Origin of the sequence: Neptunomonas concharum (assembly GCF_008630635.1) — a bacterium.
GTDB classification, from domain to species: domain Bacteria; phylum Pseudomonadota; class Gammaproteobacteria; order Pseudomonadales; family Balneatricaceae; genus Neptunomonas; species Neptunomonas concharum.
The window spans coordinates 2746539-2767148 of record NZ_CP043869.1 but is presented as its reverse complement, the minus strand read 5'-3'; the positions used below and the strand labels follow the sequence as shown (position 1 = coordinate 2767148).

General features: G+C 46.5%; 27 protein-coding genes and 1 tRNA gene. 19 read left to right on the top strand and 9 right to left on the bottom strand.

Annotated elements, in window-relative coordinates:
• Positions 1-21: 21 nt before the first annotated feature.
• A complete protein-coding gene (locus F0U83_RS13090; protein WP_138986785.1) occupies positions 22-675 on the bottom strand; it encodes a glutathione S-transferase family protein in 654 nt (217 codons plus the stop codon).
• Positions 676-797: 122 nt separating this feature from the next.
• On the opposite strand from F0U83_RS13090, the gene F0U83_RS13085 reads away from it, so the two are divergent.
• The 4 genes from F0U83_RS13085 to F0U83_RS13070 all read left to right on the top strand — a co-directional run bounded on the left by F0U83_RS13085 (position 798) and on the right by F0U83_RS13070 (position 4198).
• A complete protein-coding gene (locus tag F0U83_RS13085) occupies positions 798-1649 on the top strand; it encodes a LysR family transcriptional regulator (protein WP_138986786.1) in 852 nt (283 codons plus the stop codon).
• A 73-nt stretch (positions 1650-1722) separates the two neighbouring features.
• The gene (locus F0U83_RS13080) at positions 1723-2496 is read left to right on the top strand and encodes a DUF3047 domain-containing protein (RefSeq protein WP_138986787.1); all 774 of its coding nucleotides are present in this window, start codon (positions 1723-1725) and stop codon (positions 2494-2496) included.
• A 74-nt stretch (positions 2497-2570) separates the two neighbouring features.
• Complete coding sequence (locus tag F0U83_RS13075; RefSeq protein ID WP_138986788.1) at positions 2571-3908, top strand: MFS transporter; 1338 nt, start codon at positions 2571-2573, stop codon at positions 3906-3908.
• 68 nt (positions 3909-3976) lie between these two features.
• Entirely contained in the window at positions 3977-4198 is a 222-nt protein-coding gene (locus F0U83_RS13070; RefSeq protein ID WP_138986789.1) for a penicillin-binding protein, read from the top strand.
• A gap of 25 nt (positions 4199-4223) precedes the next feature.
• Here the strand turns inward: F0U83_RS13070 and F0U83_RS13065 are convergent, their stop codons facing one another.
• Positions 4224-4442 (bottom strand): hypothetical protein, encoded by a 219-nt coding sequence (locus tag F0U83_RS13065; RefSeq protein WP_138986790.1) that lies wholly within the window; start codon positions 4440-4442, stop codon positions 4224-4226.
• Positions 4443-4557: 115 nt separating this feature from the next.
• Here F0U83_RS13065 and F0U83_RS13060 point away from each other — a divergent pair, with 115 nt between their 5' ends.
• From F0U83_RS13060 to F0U83_RS13045, 4 genes are read left to right on the top strand one after another with little or no spacing between them, the layout of a single operon-like run.
• The gene (locus F0U83_RS13060) at positions 4558-4980 is read left to right on the top strand and encodes a GFA family protein (protein ID WP_138986791.1); all 423 of its coding nucleotides are present in this window, start codon (positions 4558-4560) and stop codon (positions 4978-4980) included.
• A gap of 18 nt (positions 4981-4998) precedes the next feature.
• Positions 4999-5418 (top strand): hypothetical protein, encoded by a 420-nt coding sequence (locus F0U83_RS13055; RefSeq protein WP_246077663.1) that lies wholly within the window; start codon positions 4999-5001, stop codon positions 5416-5418.
• A gap of 26 nt (positions 5419-5444) precedes the next feature.
• Entirely contained in the window at positions 5445-6044 is a 600-nt protein-coding gene (locus F0U83_RS13050; protein WP_138986792.1) for a uracil-DNA glycosylase family protein, read from the top strand.
• Positions 6045-6079: 35 nt separating this feature from the next.
• Positions 6080-6559, top strand: coding sequence for a GNAT family N-acetyltransferase (locus F0U83_RS13045; RefSeq protein WP_211343632.1), 480 nt, complete (start codon positions 6080-6082; stop codon positions 6557-6559).
• Positions 6560-6603: 44 nt separating this feature from the next.
• Here the strand turns inward: F0U83_RS13045 and F0U83_RS13040 are convergent, their stop codons facing one another.
• The 3 genes from F0U83_RS13040 to F0U83_RS13030 all read right to left on the bottom strand — a co-directional run bounded on the left by F0U83_RS13040 (position 6604) and on the right by F0U83_RS13030 (position 8645).
• Positions 6604-6960: a putative quinol monooxygenase gene (locus F0U83_RS13040; RefSeq protein WP_138986794.1), complete on the bottom strand. Its 357-nt coding sequence runs from the start codon at positions 6958-6960 to the stop codon at positions 6604-6606.
• A 64-nt stretch (positions 6961-7024) separates the two neighbouring features.
• A complete protein-coding gene (ppa, locus tag F0U83_RS13035) occupies positions 7025-7558 on the bottom strand; it encodes an inorganic diphosphatase (RefSeq protein ID WP_138986795.1) in 534 nt (177 codons plus the stop codon).
• A gap of 97 nt (positions 7559-7655) precedes the next feature.
• The gene (locus tag F0U83_RS13030; RefSeq protein ID WP_138986796.1) at positions 7656-8645 is read right to left on the bottom strand and encodes a class 1 fructose-bisphosphatase; all 990 of its coding nucleotides are present in this window, start codon (positions 8643-8645) and stop codon (positions 7656-7658) included.
• A gap of 161 nt (positions 8646-8806) precedes the next feature.
• Here F0U83_RS13030 and mpl point away from each other — a divergent pair, with 161 nt between their 5' ends.
• The 5 genes from mpl (at position 8807) to F0U83_RS13005 (ending at position 13173) form a co-directional block, all read left to right on the top strand.
• Positions 8807-10192 carry a UDP-N-acetylmuramate:L-alanyl-gamma-D-glutamyl-meso-diaminopimelate ligase gene (gene mpl / locus F0U83_RS13025; RefSeq protein WP_138986797.1) on the top strand — a complete coding sequence of 462 codons (1386 nt, stop codon included), beginning with the start codon at positions 8807-8809 and terminating at the stop codon, positions 10190-10192.
• The gene (locus tag F0U83_RS13020) at positions 10185-10805 is read left to right on the top strand and encodes a flavin prenyltransferase UbiX (RefSeq protein WP_138986798.1); all 621 of its coding nucleotides are present in this window, start codon (positions 10185-10187) and stop codon (positions 10803-10805) included. Before mpl ends, F0U83_RS13020 begins: the two co-directional genes overlap by 8 nt.
• Before the next feature lie 84 nt (positions 10806-10889).
• The gene (gene tsaB / locus F0U83_RS13015) at positions 10890-11573 is read left to right on the top strand and encodes a tRNA (adenosine(37)-N6)-threonylcarbamoyltransferase complex dimerization subunit type 1 TsaB (protein WP_138986799.1); all 684 of its coding nucleotides are present in this window, start codon (positions 10890-10892) and stop codon (positions 11571-11573) included.
• The gene (locus F0U83_RS13010) at positions 11574-12386 is read left to right on the top strand and encodes an undecaprenyl-diphosphate phosphatase (RefSeq protein WP_138986800.1); all 813 of its coding nucleotides are present in this window, start codon (positions 11574-11576) and stop codon (positions 12384-12386) included.
• Positions 12379-13173, top strand: coding sequence for a class I SAM-dependent methyltransferase (locus F0U83_RS13005; RefSeq protein WP_138986801.1), 795 nt, complete (start codon positions 12379-12381; stop codon positions 13171-13173). The genes F0U83_RS13010 and F0U83_RS13005 overlap by 8 nt, the downstream gene beginning before the upstream one ends.
• On the opposite strand, the gene plsB is transcribed toward F0U83_RS13005, so the two are convergent.
• Together plsB and F0U83_RS12995 are read right to left on the bottom strand one after the other, a co-directional pair.
• Complete coding sequence (gene plsB / locus F0U83_RS13000; protein WP_138986802.1) at positions 13170-15467, bottom strand: glycerol-3-phosphate 1-O-acyltransferase PlsB; 2298 nt, start codon at positions 15465-15467, stop codon at positions 13170-13172. The genes F0U83_RS13005 and plsB overlap by 4 nt on opposite strands.
• Positions 15468-15479: 12 nt before the next feature.
• Complete coding sequence (locus tag F0U83_RS12995; RefSeq protein WP_138986803.1) at positions 15480-15689, bottom strand: SlyX family protein; 210 nt, start codon at positions 15687-15689, stop codon at positions 15480-15482.
• Between the two features lie 184 nt (positions 15690-15873).
• On the opposite strand from F0U83_RS12995, the gene F0U83_RS17345 reads away from it, so the two are divergent.
• Positions 15874-16320, top strand: coding sequence for a cold-shock protein (locus F0U83_RS17345; protein ID WP_138986804.1), 447 nt, complete (start codon positions 15874-15876; stop codon positions 16318-16320).
• Between the two features lie 69 nt (positions 16321-16389).
• Here F0U83_RS17345 and F0U83_RS12985 read toward each other — a convergent pair whose 3' ends face one another.
• A complete protein-coding gene (locus F0U83_RS12985) occupies positions 16390-17013 on the bottom strand; it encodes a DsbA family protein (RefSeq protein WP_138986805.1) in 624 nt (207 codons plus the stop codon).
• A complete protein-coding gene (locus F0U83_RS12980; protein WP_138986806.1) occupies positions 17013-17870 on the bottom strand; it encodes a DUF72 domain-containing protein in 858 nt (285 codons plus the stop codon). Before F0U83_RS12980 ends, F0U83_RS12985 begins: the two co-directional genes overlap by 1 nt.
• 77 nt (positions 17871-17947) lie before the next feature.
• Here F0U83_RS12980 and F0U83_RS12975 point away from each other — a divergent pair, with 77 nt between their 5' ends.
• The 5 genes from F0U83_RS12975 to mads1 all read left to right on the top strand — a co-directional run bounded on the left by F0U83_RS12975 (position 17948) and on the right by mads1 (position 20603).
• On the top strand, positions 17948-18748 hold the full coding sequence (locus F0U83_RS12975; protein WP_138986807.1) for a motility protein A: 801 nt from the start codon (positions 17948-17950) through the stop codon (positions 18746-18748).
• Positions 18745-19539 (top strand): OmpA/MotB family protein, encoded by a 795-nt coding sequence (locus tag F0U83_RS12970; protein WP_150036815.1) that lies wholly within the window; start codon positions 18745-18747, stop codon positions 19537-19539. The genes F0U83_RS12975 and F0U83_RS12970 overlap by 4 nt, the downstream gene beginning before the upstream one ends.
• The gene (locus tag F0U83_RS12965; protein ID WP_138986808.1) at positions 19536-19931 is read left to right on the top strand and encodes a PilZ domain-containing protein; all 396 of its coding nucleotides are present in this window, start codon (positions 19536-19538) and stop codon (positions 19929-19931) included. The genes F0U83_RS12970 and F0U83_RS12965 overlap by 4 nt, the downstream gene beginning before the upstream one ends.
• Positions 19932-19978: 47 nt before the next feature.
• Positions 19979-20055, top strand: a tRNA-Met gene (locus F0U83_RS12960).
• Between the two features lie 371 nt (positions 20056-20426).
• Positions 20427-20603: a methylation-associated defense system helix-turn-helix domain-containing protein MAD1 gene (gene mads1, locus F0U83_RS12955; protein ID WP_138986809.1), complete on the top strand. Its 177-nt coding sequence runs from the start codon at positions 20427-20429 to the stop codon at positions 20601-20603.
• The last annotated feature ends 7 nt before the right edge of the window (positions 20604-20610 follow it).

Genomic DNA, 20610 nt, shown 5'->3' with positions numbered 1-20610 from the left:
GAAGCCCTTCTTCACATCTTTTTATACAGGGGTTCCTACTTCCTCGGCTTGAATAATTTCCTCTTCGCCCATTGCCTCGTCTGTCCACTCAATGACAGCAGGATGATTAAGTACTGAGGTGACATAGTCAGACGATAGGTCACTCAGTTTTGTTTGATAAGTTGCGAACCTAAGAGCGACGGGGGCATACATAATATCTGCAATCGAAAAGTCGCCGAATAACCATTCTCCTTGAGTGGATGACTTCTCTCTGCAGGTGGCCCAGATATTATCAATGCGTTTGATTTCCTCTAAGGCTAAATCTGATGGTTGCATGTTACGTTTAGCACGGCAATTCATTGGCATCTCTGCGCGCAGATTAAAAAAACCAGAATGCATTTCACAGCTGATAGAGCGTGCTAGCGCTCGATCCGAAGCTGAAAGAGGCCAGCCCTTCCCGTCAAGATACGTTTCATTGATATATTCACAAATCGACAGTGAGTCCCATACCCGAATATCACCGTCAATCAATGCCGGAACCTTTCTAGCGGCAGTATATTGGCCAATCTGTTGGTTAAAGATATCGGTGCGTAGTGGTAGCTTTATTTCGGTAAAAGGAATATCAAAACCTTTTAGCATTAGCCAGCCACGCAATGACCAGGATGAGTAGTTTTTATTGCCGATGATAAGTTCCATTAGTCAGTCTCCATTGATTGTTTGGGATAAAGTTATTCTGTCTACTTGTGTTTATATCGACTAGCGAATAGTTTTTATATGACTTATCAATAAAGCTGATAGATGGATACGGAGTTAATGTTTTGGATATAGAGGCTTTGAGAAGTTTTATTGCTTTTGTTGATACGGGTAGTTTTACAAGAGCTGCTAAACAGACCTTTAGAACGCAAAGTGCAATTAGTATGCAGATGAAAAAGCTGGAAGAGGACGCAGGTCAGACACTCTTTCAGAAAAATGGTCGGTATTTGGTGCTAACAGAGCAGGGGCGTTTGCTGGTTAGCTATGCACGCCGAATATTAGCCATGCATGATGAAGTTTTGGGGGAGCTCGCTAGCCATCGCCAGCACCAACCCATTCGAATCGGGTGCCCTGACGATTACGCCCAGTCCATACTTCCACAATTCGTAACGTTACTAATGCAGTCATTACCTCAGTCCAGTATTCGGATCCAGTGCGATTGCAGTACGCAATTACGCTTGATGTTAGATAACGGTGATATTGACCTGGCAATCCTTACCCGATCACCTGAAAAAGAGGAGGGATATTTGCTTAAACATGATAAAGGGGTATGGGTACATGGTGGTTTTCCTGAACTGATTGAGGCAGATGAGTTACCCCTAGTGATGTATGAAGCGGATTGTAAGTTTCATAGTACGGCAATTGATGGGCTGGAAAAGCAATCTCGTCGTTACCGTTTGCTGTGTGCGACATCCAGCGCGACAGCGATTAAAAGTTTGCTCAAGGAAGGCATAGGTATCAGTGCGATGGCCCGATCAAGCGTTTCGGAAGGGCTGCACAAAATCGATGAAAAGGCTCAATTGCCTGCGCTTCCAGCGGTCGATATTGTCCTAGCTGTGGCACCAATCCCACATCCATTAATCGGCGTGTCGATGGTGGCAGACCTGTGCGCGAAGTTTAGAGAAATAAACCATTAACGTGTAAGGAATCTGTATACCAAACGACTAATAAAAATAGCGGGTTCTACCGCTTATCAATGAGGAGTCGTTTATGTCGCTATTTTCTGTTGCGTATCGTTGCCTGTTTCGTGATTTAGTTCTGGTGTGCTGCTGCGTATTAGCGGCTGTATCGTCCTCCTTCGTAACAGCTGAGCCTGTTTCTGTTGGGCGCTTTGATAGCTCAAACTCTCAACCTGTCTCGCCTTGGCAAGTTGTAAGATTTGACGAGAAAATACCCGCGACACAATTTCAAATTATTGATTGGCACAACCGATCAGCGCTGGAAGCTGTTGCTGAATCCAGTATGGCTTTGCTGGCAAGACCAGTGGAAGTCGATATCGAGAAAACCCCTATTCTGTGTTGGCAGTGGTGGGTAGACATGCCTGTAGATCAGGCGGATATGAATATCAAAGCGGGGGATGATTACGCAGCACGACTGTATTTGACGTTTGATCTGCCTGATGATCAGCTCGGCTTAGGTACGAGATTAAAGCTATCCCTAGCCCGGCAAATTTATGGAGACCAAGTTCCGGAAGCTGCCATTAATTATGTATGGGACAACAAACACCCTATAGGTACACAACAAAATAATGTATATACCGACCGAGCTAAAATGGTTGTGCAGAGAACTGGGAGTGTGGATACCGGGCGCTGGGTAGATGAGCGTCGCAACGTTCAAACAGATGTCAATGAGCTGTTTAACTCAGCAGGTGCCAAGTTAATACAAATAGCTTTAGCCTCAGACACAGACAATACCAAAAGCTCTGCCCGTGCGCTGTTTGCTAATCTTCATTTTGTATCAAATAAAGAATCATGCTATTTCTAAAGGCTGGACATAATATCGCAACTGTTTTGTGATGATGTGCCTCTATGGATTCGACTTTTACAAATTAATGGATTATGGCCCGAAAAGACGACAACACTTTTACTGAGACACTCTATAACTACCTTACCGGTGATGAGGATGCTCGTGTATGCAAAGATATACCGGAGTCTGCATGCGATGATCAACCGCGTAATTTTTCGGCCTATCTGGCGGCTAATTTTTTTAGCAAACTTGCGGATGAGGCCGCAAGTGCCAAATTAATTTTACCTTGGCTTTTTGGAGCATTAGGCGTGCCCGCTTTTCTTACGGGTTTCCTTGTGCCTATTCGTGAGGGAGGGGTGCTCTTACCCCAGCTTGCGGTTGCAGCCATAGTCAGAAAGGTGGCTGTTAGAAAGAAAGTCTGGGTATTAGGTGCTTTATTGTCCGCGATTAGCCTATTGGTCATGGCCTACGTTGCTCTCAAATTAGATGGCATAGAAGCCGGGGCAGCCATATTAGTTATGCTATTGGTGTTTAGTGTTTGCCGAGGCCTATGCTCTGTATCAGCGAAAGATGTGCTTGGGAAAACCATTTCAAAAAGCCGGCGAGGAAAGCTTATGGGGTGGAGCGCCAGTTTTTCAGGCATTGCTGTTCTTATTCTTGGTCTGTACCTAGGAGGGAGCCATTTCCAACAGGCTGATACTCTTGTTTTTGCTGGCTTGTTAGCCTTTGGTGGTTGTGTATGGATTGTGGCAGCACTCTTCTTCTCATCAATTATCGAGCAGCCAGGTGCTACCGAGGGTGGTGGAAATGCGATCAGTGTCGCTTTGCAACAGCTTTCATTACTAAAAAGTGATCCCGTGTTTCGTCAGTTTGTTATTGCGAGGGGTTTGCTGTTATCGGTTGCTCTGTCTCCTCCCTTTTTCGTGCTTGCTATTCAAGAAAATGTAAGCGGTGCATTACTAGGGTTGGGTACATTGATCATCGCTAATGGGTTAGGTACAAGTCTATCGGCTCCTTTTTGGGGAAATATGGGGGATCGATCCAGTAAGAGTGTCATGATCATTGCAGCGACAAGTTCTGCTTTTATTGGAATATTCACTTTTTTGGCTATAACCAATGACTGGGCTTGGGTGATCAATGTCTATGGTTTTGCGGCTATCTTTTTTATTCTGAATGTAATGCATGGTGGTGTAAGACTAGGGCGTAAAGTGTACCTTGTTGATATGGCGAGTGCAGATAATCGAGCGGCTTATGTGGCCGTATCTAATACGGTTATCGGTGTTCTTATGCTGGCAGGCGGTTTGGTTGGCGTGGTAAGTGACTTATTAGGCGCTGAGGTGATTATCTTAGTATTATCATGTTTATCTTTGGTTGCCGCGATCTATATTAGGAAGTTACCTGATGTCAGTGGTGGCTCAGAGGATGGCTAGTCGATAGCATGACTCGACCGTGGGCTATGTCACTCCATCATAATTATTTACACAAAGAGGATTTACCGATGAGTGAAAAAATGAGTGAATCGGCATTGGAGGCTTTGAAAATAGCCTTTACTTATATGCCTAAGGCCATTGAGGTTACGAAATATGAGTATGGCGATCGATATCAGATTGTTCTGGATCATATTGAAGCGGTAAGGGAAGAATTGCTCATTAATGATGTAGATCCTGAAGAGGTTTATGGTGAAATAAATCCTGATATAACGCCTAATTCAAGTTACTAAAGTTAGGGGAGGTAAGAGAATATTTTTATGAATATTCCCAGCCTCCAAATGATTCAGCTAATTGGTCGAGTTGCGATACCGTTGTGTCGAAGCCACCTTCGGAGATGATATAGGATACTTTGACCTTATCCGCTCCTTGGAATAATTTCACTTTGACGTCGGTAACGTCCCATACTTTGAGGGTATTTAAAAATCGGTTAGCGTGCTGCCCTGTAGGAAAGGCGTAAACAATGTGTGATTCCATGATAGCTTCAGGATACCGAAAATCGCGAAGTGTGGCATAGTTCAAGTTACGAGAGCAACCACAGCCCCACTCAAAATGAAGGTGTTAGCCTTCACTATCATCGTAGGAGTGTGACATGTCTACCTATCGAGTTACAGGTAGTTGCCTTTGCAAGAAAGTTACCTATGTAATCACCGGTCATTTGGGAATATTCCAGTATTGTAATTGCTCCCGCTGCCGTAAATTTACAGGGAGTGCGTTCGCCTCCAATTTACTGATTTCTCCTCAAGATTTTAAGTGGTTAGAAGGTGAGCCCTATGTGGCCAACTATGAGCCACTAGAGACGAAACATTTCGCCACATCGTTTTGCTCTCATTGTGGTTCTTCCCTCCCGTGGGTCGCTAAAACGGGTAAAGCGGTCGTTATTCCTGCAGGTACGTTAGATGATGACCCACAAATTAAACCTAGCCAAAGCATCTTCTGTGCATCTCGTGGGGATTGGTATGTAGATCCTGAAAGTTTGCCACAGCATGATGAGATGCCGCCCAGAAAAGGGTGAATTAAAAGGTAAAGACTGATGAAAAAGCGCTTAGCTCAGGGGATGGCTTTATTCATACTCTGCTCTATGAATACGGTTATTGCAGGTGAAGTGAGTATTTTAGCCGCAGACTTTCGACATGCAGGTGGAAATACTTGGAATATCACTGTCACCCTACAGCATGACGATACGGGTTGGGATCATTATGCTAATCGTTGGCGCGTAGTGGATGCTAAGGGCAACCTATTAGGTGACAGGGTTTTACATCACCCTCATGTGGATGAACAGCCGTTTACCCGCGGGCTTAGCCAAGTAACTCTGCCTGATGGGATAACGACGGTTTACATCGAAGCGCAGGATAAAATTCATGGTTGGTCACCCATTAGGCTAGAGGTGGATCTGAAGAAGATAAAAGCGGGTAGAGTGCATGTAAAAGCTGCGGATTTAAATCATAAGTAGGCCTTGTTAATGCGAGATATAGCTGTATGACCCTACAAGACTATCATTCGGTATTGGCTGAGGTACGTGCTTGTACTTTGTGCGCTGCCCATTTAGCGCATGGTGTTAGGCCGGTGCTACAGCTAAATCCTAAGGCAAAAATTTTGCTTGTTGGACAAGCACCTGGCCGCAAAGTCCACGAGACAGGAATTCCTTTTAATGACGCGAGTGGTGACCGATTGAGATCTTGGCTGGGGATATCTCGCGAAGTTTTCTATGACGAAGAGCAAATCGCTATCGTTCCTATGGGATTTTGTTTTCCCGGTACCGGAAAGTCGGGGGATTTACCACCAAGAGCTGAGTGTGAACTGACATGGCGCGAAAAAGTACTCGCTCTGCTACCTAATATTGAATTTACGATAGTACTTGGCAAGTATGCCCAAGCGTATCATTTTCGAAATCATCGTGGGAATCTTACTCAGCTTGTGCAAACGTGGCAGCACTACTGGCCTGATAAGGTGCCTCTGCCTCACCCTAGCCCACGTAATAATCTATGGCTTCGTCGGAACCCTTGGTTTGAAGCAGAGCTACTACCTGAGCTTAGGCAGCGGGTCCATAGGCTTGTTGAAGCGCGTGTGAGTGTATGAATGTGCCTTTACATCTATTGTCAGACAGGTTGGTTATGCGAGAACTCGTCTTGGAAGATGCAGAATTCATATTTGACCTGTACAACACGCCTGCCTTCAAAAAGTTTGTTGGGGATAAACAGTTACGTACACTGGTTGATGCCGAAGCCTATTTAGTGGATACCTTGGTCGCAATGTACCAAATACCGGGTATGGGCTTATTAAAGGTCGAGCGTAAAGTTGATAATGTACCCATAGGACTTTGTGGGTTGATTAAACGTGATTCACTCAATGATATTGATTTGGGTTTTGGTTTTCTTCCGATGTGGGAAGGGCAAGGGTATGCTTTCGAGTCGGCCAATGAGGTACTGAATTTTGCTAAGCATGTGCTGGGCATAGATAGAGTGGTTGCAATTACGCTTTCTAATAATACCCCTTGCGTACGGTTATTAAGTAGGCTTGGTTTTTCATATGAGTGCGTCCAAGAGCGCGTATCGGATGAAGTGACATTAGGCTTATATGGAAAAGCGCTATAGCTAAATTTCCAGCCATAATCTGAGATAATGGCTGGTCGTCTTTGTTATGCCTGATTAAAAACAGGTGCATCAAAGTTTTCGGGTTCGTCGGTATAGATACATACGTTCCACTTTTCGACAGGCCCTTCTTCTGCAACGCAGTTGGTTTCAAAAAATTCTTGAATCTGTTTGCGCTGGCAGTGTGCTTCAAAGGTTTCCATATCCGCCCAAATTTCATGAAAAGCGATCGAATAGCTATCACCTTCAGCAAAAGGGCTGGGGATATGACGTGTTACCGTGTAAAGGATACAGCCATCTTCACGATGAGCGTTCGGTTCAAGTGCCTGTAGCAAAGCAAAGACCTCAGCTTCTTTGCCTGCTTTGGGTTGAAACTGTGCTGTGCAATAGACTTTCTTAGACATAATAATTCCTTTATAAATGAAAAAGCCTCCGCGAAGGGAGGCTTATCTTCGATCAGGGGTTAGCTTATTTTGCTGCTTCGTAAGCTTTAACGCCTTCAATGATCGCTGCACGTGCTGCATCAGCACCTTCCCAGCCATCCAGTTTAACCCATTTGCCTTCTTCCAAGCCTTTGTAGTTCTCGAAGAAGTGTTTGATGCGGGCCAGTGTCAGTTCTGGCAGGTCGCTGATGTCTTGCACATCTTTGTACATTTTAGTTAGCTTGTCGTGTGGTACAGCTAACAATTTAGCATCCTGACCGGCTTCGTCTGTCATGTTCAAAACACCGATTGGACGGCAACGAATCACAGAACCTGGGATTACCGGGTAAGGTGTCAGTACCAGTACGTCTACTGCATCACCGTCATCAGCTAGCGTATTATTTACGTAGCCGTAGTTTGCAGGATAGAACATAGGTGCAGCCATGAAGCGATCTACGAAGATAGCATCTTCTTCTTTTTCGATCTCATATTTTACCGGGGAGCTTTCCGCCGGGATCTCGATGATCACGTAGATGTCGTTAGGTACGTCTTTACCAGCAGGCACTTTTGCAAAGCTCATGGGATTCTTCCTGTGCTATAAAAGTTAAATAATAAAATTTTGATTAGGGCGCATTATAAGAGTCGTACACAAGGCTTTGTATACGACTAACCGCTGATTAAGCTTCTCGGGTGCTTTCTTCGCGTTCGTGGTACGCCATTAGTGTCTCAACTTCTTTAAGTGATCCTAATGCGATGGAGACGCGCTCATGGATATCATCTGGCTGAACATCCATAACATTTTTATAACAGTTTGTTGCTAACCCACCTGCTTGTTCAACCAACATACTCATCGGGTTACCTTCATACATTAAGCGAAGCTTGCCCGGTTTTCTGGGGGAGCGAGAATCCCAAGGGTAAGTGAAAATACCGCCACGGGTCAGTACGCGATGCACTTCAGCGACCATGGCTGCTACCCAGCGCATGTTGTAGTTTTTCTCGCGAGGGCCATCTGCACCGAGTAATAGATCGTCGATGTAGCTGCGCATAGCAGGCTCCCAGAAGCGGTGGTTTGACATATTGATAGCAAACTCACGCGTTTCTTCGGGGATGATGACATTTTCACGGGTCAATAAGAAGTCACCTGTGTGAGACAAGGTGAACATGTTGACGCCTTTACCGGTAGAAAGTACCAGAATCGCTGAAGGGCCATAGAGCACGTAGCCTGCGGCAATCTGCTTGCGCCCGTTTTGTAAATAAGCGTGTTCTTGGCTGTAATCTTCACCTTCTGGGGCTTCAAGAATTGAAAAGATCGTACCGACAGATACGTTGATATCAATATTGGATGAACCATCAAGTGGATCAAAGATCACTAAAAAGCGACCGTCAGGGTTACCCGCAACGGGTTCGCTTTCTTCTTCAGAGGCAACGCCTGCAACCAGAGAGTGATTTAGCAGAACGGTTTTCAGAATTTCATTGGAAATAACATCCAGTTTCTTCTGTGTTTCGCCCTGTACATTTGTGTTATCTGTTGTGCCGAGTACGCCAGCTAATGCGCCTTCGCGCAGTTGCAGGGCGATCTCTTTACAAGCCACCATTAGAGTAGCGATCAGATCCATAAGTTGTTCGTCAGTGTCGTGGCGTCTCAGAAACTGGCTAAGCAGTTGCATGGGGGGCATTACCTTTGCATTGATGGTTGAAATAGTGAGGCGATTTTACGCGATTTGCAGGGGAAAATCATGAGAAACTGGCAAAAAACAGTACCTAATTATCCTCCTTTCCTTGGTTTTTATCGGTATCATTACCCCTTGGCTTAGTTTGGAGTTTCAACGTGCATATTCATATCCTTGGTATTTGCGGAACCTTTATGGGGTCTTTGGCGATTTTAGCTCGTGAGTTGGGCTATCGTGTCACCGGTTCTGACGCCAATGTTTACCCGCCTATGAGTACCCAATTGGCGTCACAAGGCATTGAGTTGATGGTAGGTTACTCGCCTGATCACCTTGATCCGGCTCCCGATCTTGTGGTGATCGGCAATGCGATGTCTCGTGGCAATCCTGCGGTTGAATATGTGCTGGATAAAGGCCTTCATTATGTTTCAGGCCCCCAGTGGTTGTGTGAGCACGTGCTGCAAGACCGCTGGGTGTTGGCGGTGGCAGGCACACATGGAAAAACAACGACCGCTTCTATGCTGGCATGGATTCTTGAATACGCCAAGATGGAACCCGGTTACCTGATAGGTGGCGTACCGAATAATTTTTCAGTATCTGCTCGTTTAGGCGGCTCGCCCTTTTTTGTGATGGAGGCGGATGAGTACGATACGGCTTTTTTCGATAAACGCTCAAAATTTGTGCACTACCGCCCCAGAACCTTGGTGCTTAATAACCTTGAATTTGATCATGCCGATATCTTCCCCGATCTGGCGGCTATTCAACGGCAGTTTCATCATGTGGTGCGAACCGTGCCTGCCAATGGGCAGATTATTGTCCCTCATCATGATGGCGCCATCAGTGATGTGTTGGCGATGGGAAGTTGGACACCGATTGTAACAGCGTCGGTGGGTGAGGACGGGGAATGGCAGGCCCGACTCGTAAAAGAAGATGGTAGTGTTTTTGAGGTGATGCATCACGGCAACATACTCGGTCAAGTACATTGGGAAATGACAGGAAACCATAGTGTTTCAAATGGCTTAATGGCGCTCATAGCTGCCAGAAATGTGGGAGTGCAGCCACATCATGCTATCGAAGCGCTATCTGAATTCGGCGGAGTCAAACGTCGTATGGAGAAGATCGGCGAAGTCAGAGGCGTCACGATTTATGATGACTTTGCTCATCACCCAACCGCCATTCAGACAACCTTGGCTGGATTGAGAGCCCGCGTCGGAGATAAGCACGTGCTGGCTATCATTGAGCCGCGTTCTAATACTATGCGATTGGGATCGCATCGAAGTGAGTTGGCACACTCTGCAACACAAGCCGATCAGGTTATTTGGTATCAACCCCAAGGCCTCGACTGGTCATTAGACGATGTGATTGAAGGCCATGAAGCAACAATGCACGTTGCCAGCACGGTTGAAGCTATTATTGAAACTGTTGCGCAGCAAATGCAGGCGGGAGCCTATAACAATGGAGCGCATATTGTGGTGATGAGCAATGGTGGATTTGAAGGTATTCATCAACGTTTGTTAGCGCGTTTGCAGGAGGTGGGGCATGAGTGAATTTTCCCGCAGGGTGACATTGGCGATAACGGGTGCTTCAGGTGTGCAATATGCGATCCGTTTAATGCAGTGCTTAGTTGCTGCTGATGTACAGATTTTAGTAATGATATCGAGAGCGGCTCAGGTTGTGGCCGCGACCGAGACAGATCTAAAGATACCCGGCAGCAGCACAGATCAGGCGGCTTATTTCACGCAACTATTGAACGCCCGTGAAAATCAAATCGTCGTTTTTTCCAAAGAGCAGTGGATGGCGCCGGTAGCATCAGGTTCTGGTGCGCCCTCCAGTATGGTGGTGTGCCCTTGCAGTACAGGGAGCTTATCGGCGATAGCCACCGGGGCGAGTAATAACCTTATTGAACGTGCAGCGGATGTGGTGCTTAAAGAGCGCCGCCAGCTAATTTTGGTACCCCGTGAAGCACCTTATTCTGAGATTCACCTCGAACATATGCTAAAGCTAACACGGATGGGTGCGGTCATATTGCCTGCAAGCCCGGGTTTTTATCACCAGCCTCAGTCAATCGAAGACTTAATCGACTTTGTGGTAGCACGTATTTTGAGCCAGCTAGGTATTGAGCAGACACTTATGCCCCAATGGGGGGATGCGTTGCTGTAAATAGACCGCGCCAAAGGATGAAATACCGCCCTTGGATGATTAGAATGAGCCTCTTTTTCAACGCTAGATTAACAGGATTGGCTAATGCCTAAATTACTTGCTCTTGATACATCAACCGATGCCTGTTCCGTGGCGCTGTATTTGAACGGCGAGGTGCGAGAAGATTTTCGCGTGATTCCTCGTCAGCATACCAAGCAGCTGTTGCCAATGATTCAAACAATGTTAGAGGAAGCGGGCATAAAGGTGACGGATTTAGATGCCATTGCGTTCGGGCGTGGTCCGGGTTCTTTTGCCGGTATTCGCATTGCGACAGGTGTTGCTCAAGGCTTGGCTTTTGCTGCTGAAATTCCATTACTGCCGATCTCTACGCTGGAATCTATAGCGTTAAGCAAACTACAAACGGGTGACACACAGGTAGTGGCCGCCTTAGATGCACGTATGGATGAAATTTACTGGGCTGCCTACCGTAGTGAAGCAGGCTTGCCGATCGCCGTGACACCAGAGCGGGTAGATGCACCTGTGAATGTGGCCTTACCTGATGGCACTTTATGGTGTGGCGCAGGTTCCGGTTGGTGTTACTTGGCTGATATGCCAGAGTCGGTGCAAGCATCTGTAACCGTAAGTAGTGAGCTTTGTTATCCCACGGCCTCCACTATGCTAACGCTGGCGCTTAGAGATTTTGCAGCAGGCAAGGCGGTGTCGCCGGAGCAAGCACTACCGGTTTATTTGCGCGACGATGTCGCATGGAAAAAGAAGGGTCAGCAATAAATGGATTGGTTGCAGACGATTGTCCTAGCGCTTATTCAAGGATTGACAGAGTTTCTGCCAATTTCCAGTTCGGCGCATTTGATTCTCCCGTCACAGTTATTGGGCTGGGAAGATCAAGGGCTGGCTTTTGATGTCGGTGTACACGTAGGCACATTGGCAGCAGTGATGTTTTATTTTCGTAAAGATATCTACCAACTGTTGGCCGCCTTCTTTGCTTCATTAACCGGCAAGCACTCAGCGGATAGCCGTATTGCATGGTTTGTTATTTTTGCGACGATCCCCGCGTTATTGTTTGGTTTGCTACTAAATGATCTGATCGATCACTATGGTCGGTCTATTTTAGTGATTGCAGGTACCACGTTGATATTCGGTGCCTTGCTTTGGTGGGCTGATGTGACGCGAAAAGAGATTAAGCCGCTTGAAACAATCACACTGAAAGATGCCATCATAATTGGTCTGGCACAGGCTGTGGCGTTGATTCCAGGTACATCACGTTCCGGTATTACGATTACGGCAGCCCTTATGTTGGGATTTGAGCGCCAAGCGGCTGCGCGATTCTCTTTTCTGCTCTCGATTCCTGTTATCCTAGCGGCAGGCAGCTATAAAGGTTTGGAGTTAGCAACGACCGGTTCAGCGGCGCAATGGGAAATGGTCGCTGGTGGTATTGTGGTTTCAGCGTTAAGCGCCTTGGCTTGCATCCACTTTTTCCTAAAATGGTTAGATAAAATCGGTATGTTGCCTTTTGTTATTTACCGGTTCTGTCTTGGCGTTTTATTACTCTCTATTTGGTTTTTTGTGCCTGGCCATGTCTGAATCCATCGAAAACCTTTACGTTGCGGCGGCTGACCAGCCACTGCTTGAGCAAGCACGCCATATAGCAGGGCGCTTAGCCTTACCTTGTGCCGACGTTATTGAAGACATTGCAGCAACTGAATTCCCCATTCTTTTGTATGTCACCTATGACGGGTTGCAGTTACAGACCACAGGGCGCAAAGCACCGGGTCCTGTTTGGGTTGATTTTTTGTCAGGTGCCGTGGCCCATCGACGTAAATTTGGAGGTGGGGCAGGACAAATGATCGCGAAGGCCGTAGGCGTAAAAAGTGGTATTCGGCCAACGGTTTTAGATGCGACAGCAGGTTTGGGGCGAGATAGCTTTGTATTAGTGACGCTAGGATGTCATGTCACCATGACTGAGCGCTCTCCTGTGATTCATGCGTTGTTGGAAGATGGATTAGCGCGAGCCATGGCCGATGATGAGGTCTCAGACGTTTGTGGGCGAATGACGCTGCATCAAGGTAATGCCATTGAGTTGATAAGCCAAGGAGTGTTGCCAGCTCCACAAGTGGTTTATGTTGATCCTATGTTCCCCCATTCTGAAAAGTCGGCACTGGTGAAAAAAGAGATGCGTATCTTTCGCGATGTAGTGGGGGATGATCAGGATTCAGCAGCACTGCTGGATGCGGCATTGAGCATAGCCCAAGCCCGCGTTGTTGTGAAACGCCCCCGCAAAGCACCGACCATTGAGGGACGAGCGCCCAGTTATCAGCTGGAAGGCAAATCCAGCCGATATGACATCTATGCCTTAAGTAAATTGAGCTAGCGCGGTGTCAGGGCGTGTTCGATCCAAGCCGTATGCTGTGGATTAAGAATTTGATGGGCGCGTTTTAATAACGCATCATTATTGATGAGAGAGATCAAGCGTTGTGACTCCTCTGCTAGTACGTGTTGTTCTAACAGCGTATCTACAAAAACACTCAGCACGTTCTTGTCGGAGTATTCTGGTGAGTGAAAGCCAAACTGTCGATGCAAACTGGCAGCAATACGTTGGCTCTCTTCAATCACTCCCTGCTTTGTTAGCGGATGTCCGGTTGCCAGTAAGCGGAATACTAAATAGTACCGAAGCAGGACCGGCTCAGCGGTTTGCATAAGCACATAGGCAAGCGATTGATCCGACACCTCTAGGTACTTCGTTTGGCGGATCAATAAACCTCTTTTCTCAAGGTTTATTCGTATCTTCTTAATAGCCGGGGACAGTTCTTCAGAGCACCAAGGTAGGCACAGTTCTGCTTTCAGATAGGGGTAAAGTGGTGTCAGTAAGCGTGGCAACGTTTGTGGCAGGGGTTTAGGGTATCGGCTCGCTAATAGCAAATACAGCCCCGGTAGCAACGTTAGGTGGTGTAACTGATTGCGGTAAAACGCCATCTCCTGAGCCTGCTCTTCATAAAGAACGACCTCGCCATCTTCTAGGCTAAGTTGCTTACGTTGTGCTGCGTTATAAAGCCAGTCGTTGGGGTCGCCTTTTGCAATACCAGCAGGCGCATTAGGTAGGCGTTTTATCAACACCGATAACAGGGTTAGTTGCTCGACCATAGATTCGATGCCAAAAGAGCGCTTTGGGTTGGCCAACAGAATGGTAGCAATTAAGGCTGTTTCGTTAACCCAAGCCGCTTTGTTGATGCGGCTTAAGACCTCGTTACCAATAAAATGGGTATTGGTTTTTAGATCTTGTGTTTTACGGTATGCGTCTTGAAGAAGTACCGGCTCGCCAAAGCTTAAACTCGCATCACCAAAGCGCGTATTAAACATTTTTAACGTTTTTAGGAGTCCCCAAAAAGACTCCCCCCGCTTTTGTTTTCCTTGTAGCTCTTGCTGGTAGCTTTTACTTTCTACCAGCTTATCGTAGCTGATCCATACCGGAACGAGGGCAACGGGTTTACCGCGTTTACTGAGATGGTCTTCCAGGGTCATGGATAGTAGGCCAGTCTTAGCCGGTAAGAGTCGACCTGTGCGGCTACGACCTCCCTCAATAAAGTACTCTAACGAGTGTCCTCTACTCGCCATATAGCTCAAGTAGCTTTTAAATAGCTGGGTATAGAGTTGATCATTATTGAAACGACGGCGCATAAAGATAGCACCTCCCCGCTTTAAAATGCTTCCCAGAATAGGTGCGTTGAGGTTATCTCCAGCTGCAACATGCGGGATCATTAAACCATGCTGGTAGAGGCTCCATGACAGCATGACGTAGTCCATATGGCTACGATGGCACGGCAAGTAGACTAATTGATGATCTGGTGCGCAGGCTTGGACCTTCTCGATACCAGCTATATGCATCTTTCTGTAAACTTTATGCCAGAAAAAGCCAAGAAGTGGTGCTAAAAGTCGTGCGGTCGTTGGGCTGAAGTTAGCGGCAATGCCTTCAAGATTCGTTACTGCTTGTTTTTTAATAGATGCTAAAGAATGCGATGTGTGAGAAGCCTCGGCTTGTATTGCCTGTTTGACTTCTGGCGCGTTGAGAATGAGTTTTATCAGGGTTCTGCGGTGTGATAGGTCGGGGCCAATAATAGCCTGTCTTCGCCGATGAAAGTGAGCATGGAATACACGGGCTGCTTTATGGGCAACCACGCCGGCCGGTTGGTGAGGAGATTCCTGCTTCAGTTGTTTTAGTGACAGAGGTGGATCAATTTGGATCAATGTTTGTCGGCCATTGATCAACAGTTGCATCATACGGCCTATAATGCCCGCTTTATCCCAAGTTTCAGCGTAGAGTAAATTAAGTAACGAAGTTTCTCTCTGAGGCATTCTGCCGTGATAGATGGAAACAGGGATAATATGAATATCTTCATCATCAGCCAAAAACTCAAGACGTTCTACCTGCGATTCGAGCCGCCCACGTAAAGACTCTTGTTGATCATGAGCGGCACTGAGCATTTTTTGTTCGGGTAGCGTGTTACCGGCTTTGCGTAACTGCTCGATTACCAGAAAACGATGGCTATAGCGGGATGTTTCTAATACATACAAGGTATTAGGAGAAGGCGCGAGATAGTCTGCTCCTTGTACGTCTGAACGTACAAACAGCTTAACAATGAGTTGGCTTAGCCAGTAAAACCCTCGCATTGATGTACAACCTTAATAGTGGGGTGGAGGCGGTTCGTTATGTATTCCGCTCTGCCCTGAGTGATCTACTTTCTTAACTTGATCATGTAAAACCCGGATCATTTTTTCCAGATCCATGATGGTTTTATCTTGCTGAGCAATGACGTCGCTAAGTTTATCCAGCGCATCTTCCTGAAATGCGACGCGGCTTTCAAGCTCCGTTATGCGTTCATCGTAGTTCATGTTTTTACCAACAAGTGGGGTGAATGCGTAAGCATAACGGAGTGATGGCAGAAAAGTAAATTCAGATATAAAGGGTAAGCTATTGAAATTTTGAGTCTTATTCGGTATACCTGAGCGGTTGCCGTTTTTAGTTAAGTTCAGACGGCACAATTCTTAGTCATAATTTCTACAAAGAGATAGATAGATGAGTGGTAACCAAATAATTCGTAGTGTAGTTGTAAGTGGTATTGCAGCGGTTTTGATTCCTGTTTTGTTAAAAGCAATTGCAGGTGTAGAGGCCGGTCTGACAGCACCTGTTATCGCAGTGGTTTTCATTGTGGTGCTGATTAGTAGTCTGATTTCTGCTGCCGGTGGTAGCCAGAGCGTCGCTCCGGTTGAGAACGGTGCTGAAATGGATGATGATGAAGACCTCGAAAATGATGATCGTGAAATGGGCACGGTTAAGTGGTTCAATGTTTCCAAAGGCTTTGGATTCATTACCCGCGAAAACGGTGACGATGTATTTGTTCATTTCCGTAACATTCGTGGCCGTGGGCATCGCTCATTGAGTGAAGGGCAGCGTGTTCGTTTTAATGCCCGTGAGAGTGATAAAGGTCTGCAAGCCGAAGACGTTTCTATTGTACGTGGCTAATTGAGTCGCTTAGCGGAAGCCATAGGCTTCCGCTCTATCTTACAAACTTTCTCTGTTTTCCTTCCCTTGTTATGCATTGCTGAGCTGTTTTATAAGATCCCCAAGCCGTGCCTTAAGCGTTTCGGCGTCTGTATATCCATCACTTACCCGATAAACCTTTTCTTCATGCACTAAGCGTAACGAAGGAAAGCCTTGCGCCCCCAGCTGTTGCCCTAGCTGCATCTGCTGTGAGAGTTCTTTCTGGGTTGCGTCACTATCTAAGCGGCTTGCAAACGCGTTCGAATCCAGCCCTAGGTCAGTAGCAACAGTGATTAGTGTCTCTCGATCTGAGGGGTTCTTTGCATGAAGATAATAGGCTTCCTGTATGCCCTGTATCATATCGCCTGAAATGCCAGGCTGTAGCTGTTCTGCGCTAATGACTGCACGGCAAGCGCGCCATGTGCTGCGTCTGGGGATGCACTGTGTCCAGAAGTCATAGTTGAAAGTCGTTTGAGTTCGCTCAGCAATTTGCTGCCATATTGAAGCGATATAGTGTTTTTGCTCCTCGGGCATTGGCTCATCGGAGTCGGGTGCTAACCCTCCCATGACATAGGTGATAGGCAACTCAGGATGGACATTTTTTATGGATTTTAGTGTGGGAGAGAAAGCCCAACACCAGCTGCACATGGGATCCATGATATAGATAAGCTGCATTAGAAAAGCTCCGGTTGGGGGATATCTCTATCCCAGAGTGAGATCGCCGCAATATCGGGGCGAAGTTGATGGAGTGTTTGAGAAAAATACAGTGCAAGCTCAGGAGCTTCACGATTGTCGGGTGTATGAAAAAACAGATAGGGTGTGCGGCCCTCATCGATCCACTGTAGGGTTTTATTGATCCAAGGTTGGAGATATGCCTGACCTAACGTTAAGTCTAGCGGGCTGATAAAACGCACAAACGGTTGCTGACCTGTTGCGATCACATGAACCGGCATTCTCGGCTTTACATTTAGTGCCTCTTGGGTGGCGTCATCGGATGTTGGATGCTTGAATAAAGGGCGAGTATCAAAGGTGATGCGATTAACGCCATACTCCATGAGCAGTCGATTAAATTGCTTTTCCGTATCATCCTTAAGGAAAAATCCCGGGTGGCGTACTTCTATGCCGAGCGCGTAGTCTGTGGGTAAATGCGCCAAAAAGCGTTCCAGTTGCAGAATATCACTCGGCGAAAAGCTAGCGCCCATTTGCAGCCATAGCACCCCCAGTTTGTGTTCTAGTGGGCTGATACGCTTAAGAAACTCCGCCAGTGGCCGATCACAATGCCTAAGCTTAAGTTGATGCGTAATGGTGTTGGGAAACTTAAAGCAAAAGCGAAAGTGTGAGGGGCTACGCGTCTGCCACTCGTCAATGGTGGTGGCGCTAGGTAAGCCATAAAAGCTACTGTTACCCTCCACGCTGTTAAAGTGGCGAGCATAGGTGCTTAAGGCCGATGTTGTTGTGGCGCGCTCAGCATACCAATCGGGATGGTGCCACTGAGTTAATCCAATAAAGTATTTTGGTGGTTCTTGATTCATCAATCTATGGTGTACTGAACACCTGCTATACTCAAGCAAGTATTGAAATCAAATAAGAGACGGGAGTTTCTGACTTAATGGATTTTGCATCCCTTTTAGGCATTTTATCCGGCCTAGCCCTCATCGTATCAGCAATATTGATTGGCGGGAATGCGGATATATTTGTCAATGTGCCAGGGCTTATGATTGTCATCGGCGGCACGATGGCGGCGACGCTCTTAACGGTTCAGTTTCGCGATGTGATGAACGCCTTCAAAGGTGCCTATATTGTATTCACGCAAGATAAAACTAATCCGTCTGAAATGATCGATACCATGATCAAACTCAGTAAAATCAGCCACCGACATGGTTTACTGAAACTAGGGGATGTTAAAACCGACTCACCTGTTTTAAAAAGAGCCTGTAATTTGCTATCAGAAGCCGCCTCTGAGCAAGTGATTCGCAACACACTGCAAAATGAAATCGACTCCCTTATGGCTCGCCACTTCTCGGTACAAGATGTTTTCAGAAAAATGGCTGGTTATGCCCCAGCCTTTGGTATGTTGGGTACGCTGATCGGCTTGATACAGATGCTCAGCGAATTAGACAACCCGGATACCATTGGCCCTGCTATGGCGGTAGCACTACTGACAACCTTTTATGGATCGCTGCTTTCTACGATGGTATTTTTGCCGATCGCGGGTAAGCTAAAGGCCAGAACGCTACTTGAAGTCACCAATCTGGAGATCATACGCGAGGGCAGCATCAGTATTCTTACAAACGATCACTATGCGCATGTATATGAGCAGTTATCCTCATATCTTCCCGAGCGAGAGCGAAAATCCATCTTTAACCAATCCGATAAAAAAGAGGCTGCCAAAAAAGGAGCTAAGCAGTGAGTGCCCGCCGAGTCATTATGGATGAGCAGGAGCCTGGTTGGATTACCACGTTTGCTGACTTGATGACGCTGCTCTTAGTGTTTTTTGTCCTGCTGTTTTCTATCTCGACAGTGGAAAAAGAACAGTTCGCTACGACTGTGCGCTCCTTCCAATTAGCGATAGGGGATACGGGTGGAAGTATCATTCCATTACCCGAAGAACTCAGAGTACCGTCTATTGAGATGCCAGATAGCTTTGAGCCCACCAACTCTAAACCCCTCGAACAGCCGGACGTTATCGTTGAAGAAGCGCCCGAATACCAACCGCCTGAGAAGTCCAGCGTAGAGAAGCCTGAAGATTTAACCTATCTGTCAAATAGCCTGAAAGATGTATTTGCCACGATGGGGGTAACCGATGCCGTCGAAGTGGGTGCGCCCAAAGATGGAAAAATAAAAGTCAGAGTCAAAGGCGAAGTCCTGTTCGAATCGGGAGATGCCGCTTTTAACAGACAGATGATGCCAATACTTGACGGTATTCTAGGTACGTTGGAGAAAAATACTGAATTTAAAGTGGGCATACAGGGTCATACTGATGACATCCCCATAGAGACCGCTCAGTTCCCTTCTAACTGGGAGCTATCCGCTGTGCGCGCAACCACAGTGCTGCGCTACTTCATACGGGGAGGTGTTGACCCAGAGCGGGTCACGGCAACCGGGTATGGCGACTCCCTACCTATCAACCCCAATGATACGCCAGAGCAGCGTGCTAATAATCGTCGTATAGAGTTTGTGCTGGAGAAGATAAAGCAGTGAAACCCGTTATAGAAATAGATACCGACCAAGAAACACAGCGTAGGAACTTTAGGGTCGTACCTGCTAAAGATGACCCTGTAAGCCTAAAGGTTGCTGGGGTTCGGGTGAATATTGTTGATATTTCGGCACACGGTGTTGCGTTCCAATACGCAGGTGACGTTAAAAAAGAGGTCTACCCGATCACCCTGAGCTTTACCACCGATAAGGACTACGAAATTCACTGTCCGTTGAAACTCATCTGGCGTAAGCCACCAGAATACAGCGGCGAGTTTGTTGGGATAACGGAAAAAGACGTAAGCAACATCACAACCTTGATTGTCGAATGCCAAAAACGTGCAATCCGCAGACAAAAAGCGCAAGAAGCAGAGAAGCGTAAAAATAGTGGAGAATAAGGTTGCATAAGGTGAATGATGCCTATAATATACGCTCCACAATTTGATGCGGGGTGGAGCAGCTTGGTAGCTCGTCGGGCTCATAACCCGAAGGTCGTTGGTTCAAATCCAGCCCCCGCTACCAATTTTAAGAGGCTTATCAATAGTTTATTGATAGGCTTTTTTTGTGTCTGGGGTTTGTAAATTTGCGGTGTTTTTGGCACTGATTTGGCACATCCCCTAACATCACTTTCATTCATGCTTGAAAATTAACCATATAGTTTCACTATTTTTTAAATGTGTCCGCTAAGCAACCAGAAATAGCGCTTGCCTGCCCTTTAACAATTCTTCCAAAGCCTTAAAGACGTATATCCTTCTGTTTAAAGTTCGTTAAGGTATTCTAATGCATAAACCAGTTTTTCTTAGGAACGTTCTAGTTTCTCCTAAGTTCTCTATCTAGTTGTTAATTCCTCAATTTTCTCATATCCTCCCAATAGTCTAGAAGTGGATGATGTTATGAGTGATGAAATCTTGACCTTAAAAGAAGTAGCTGAATACCTGAAGCTCGCTGAGAAAACCGCATATCGTTTGGCCTCAGAAGGTAAGCTCCCCGGTTTTAAAGTGGGTGGTAGTTGGCGCTTTAAGAAGGAGGATGTAGAAAAGTGGATAGAAGAACAGAAGGTTAAAAACTAGCCAGATG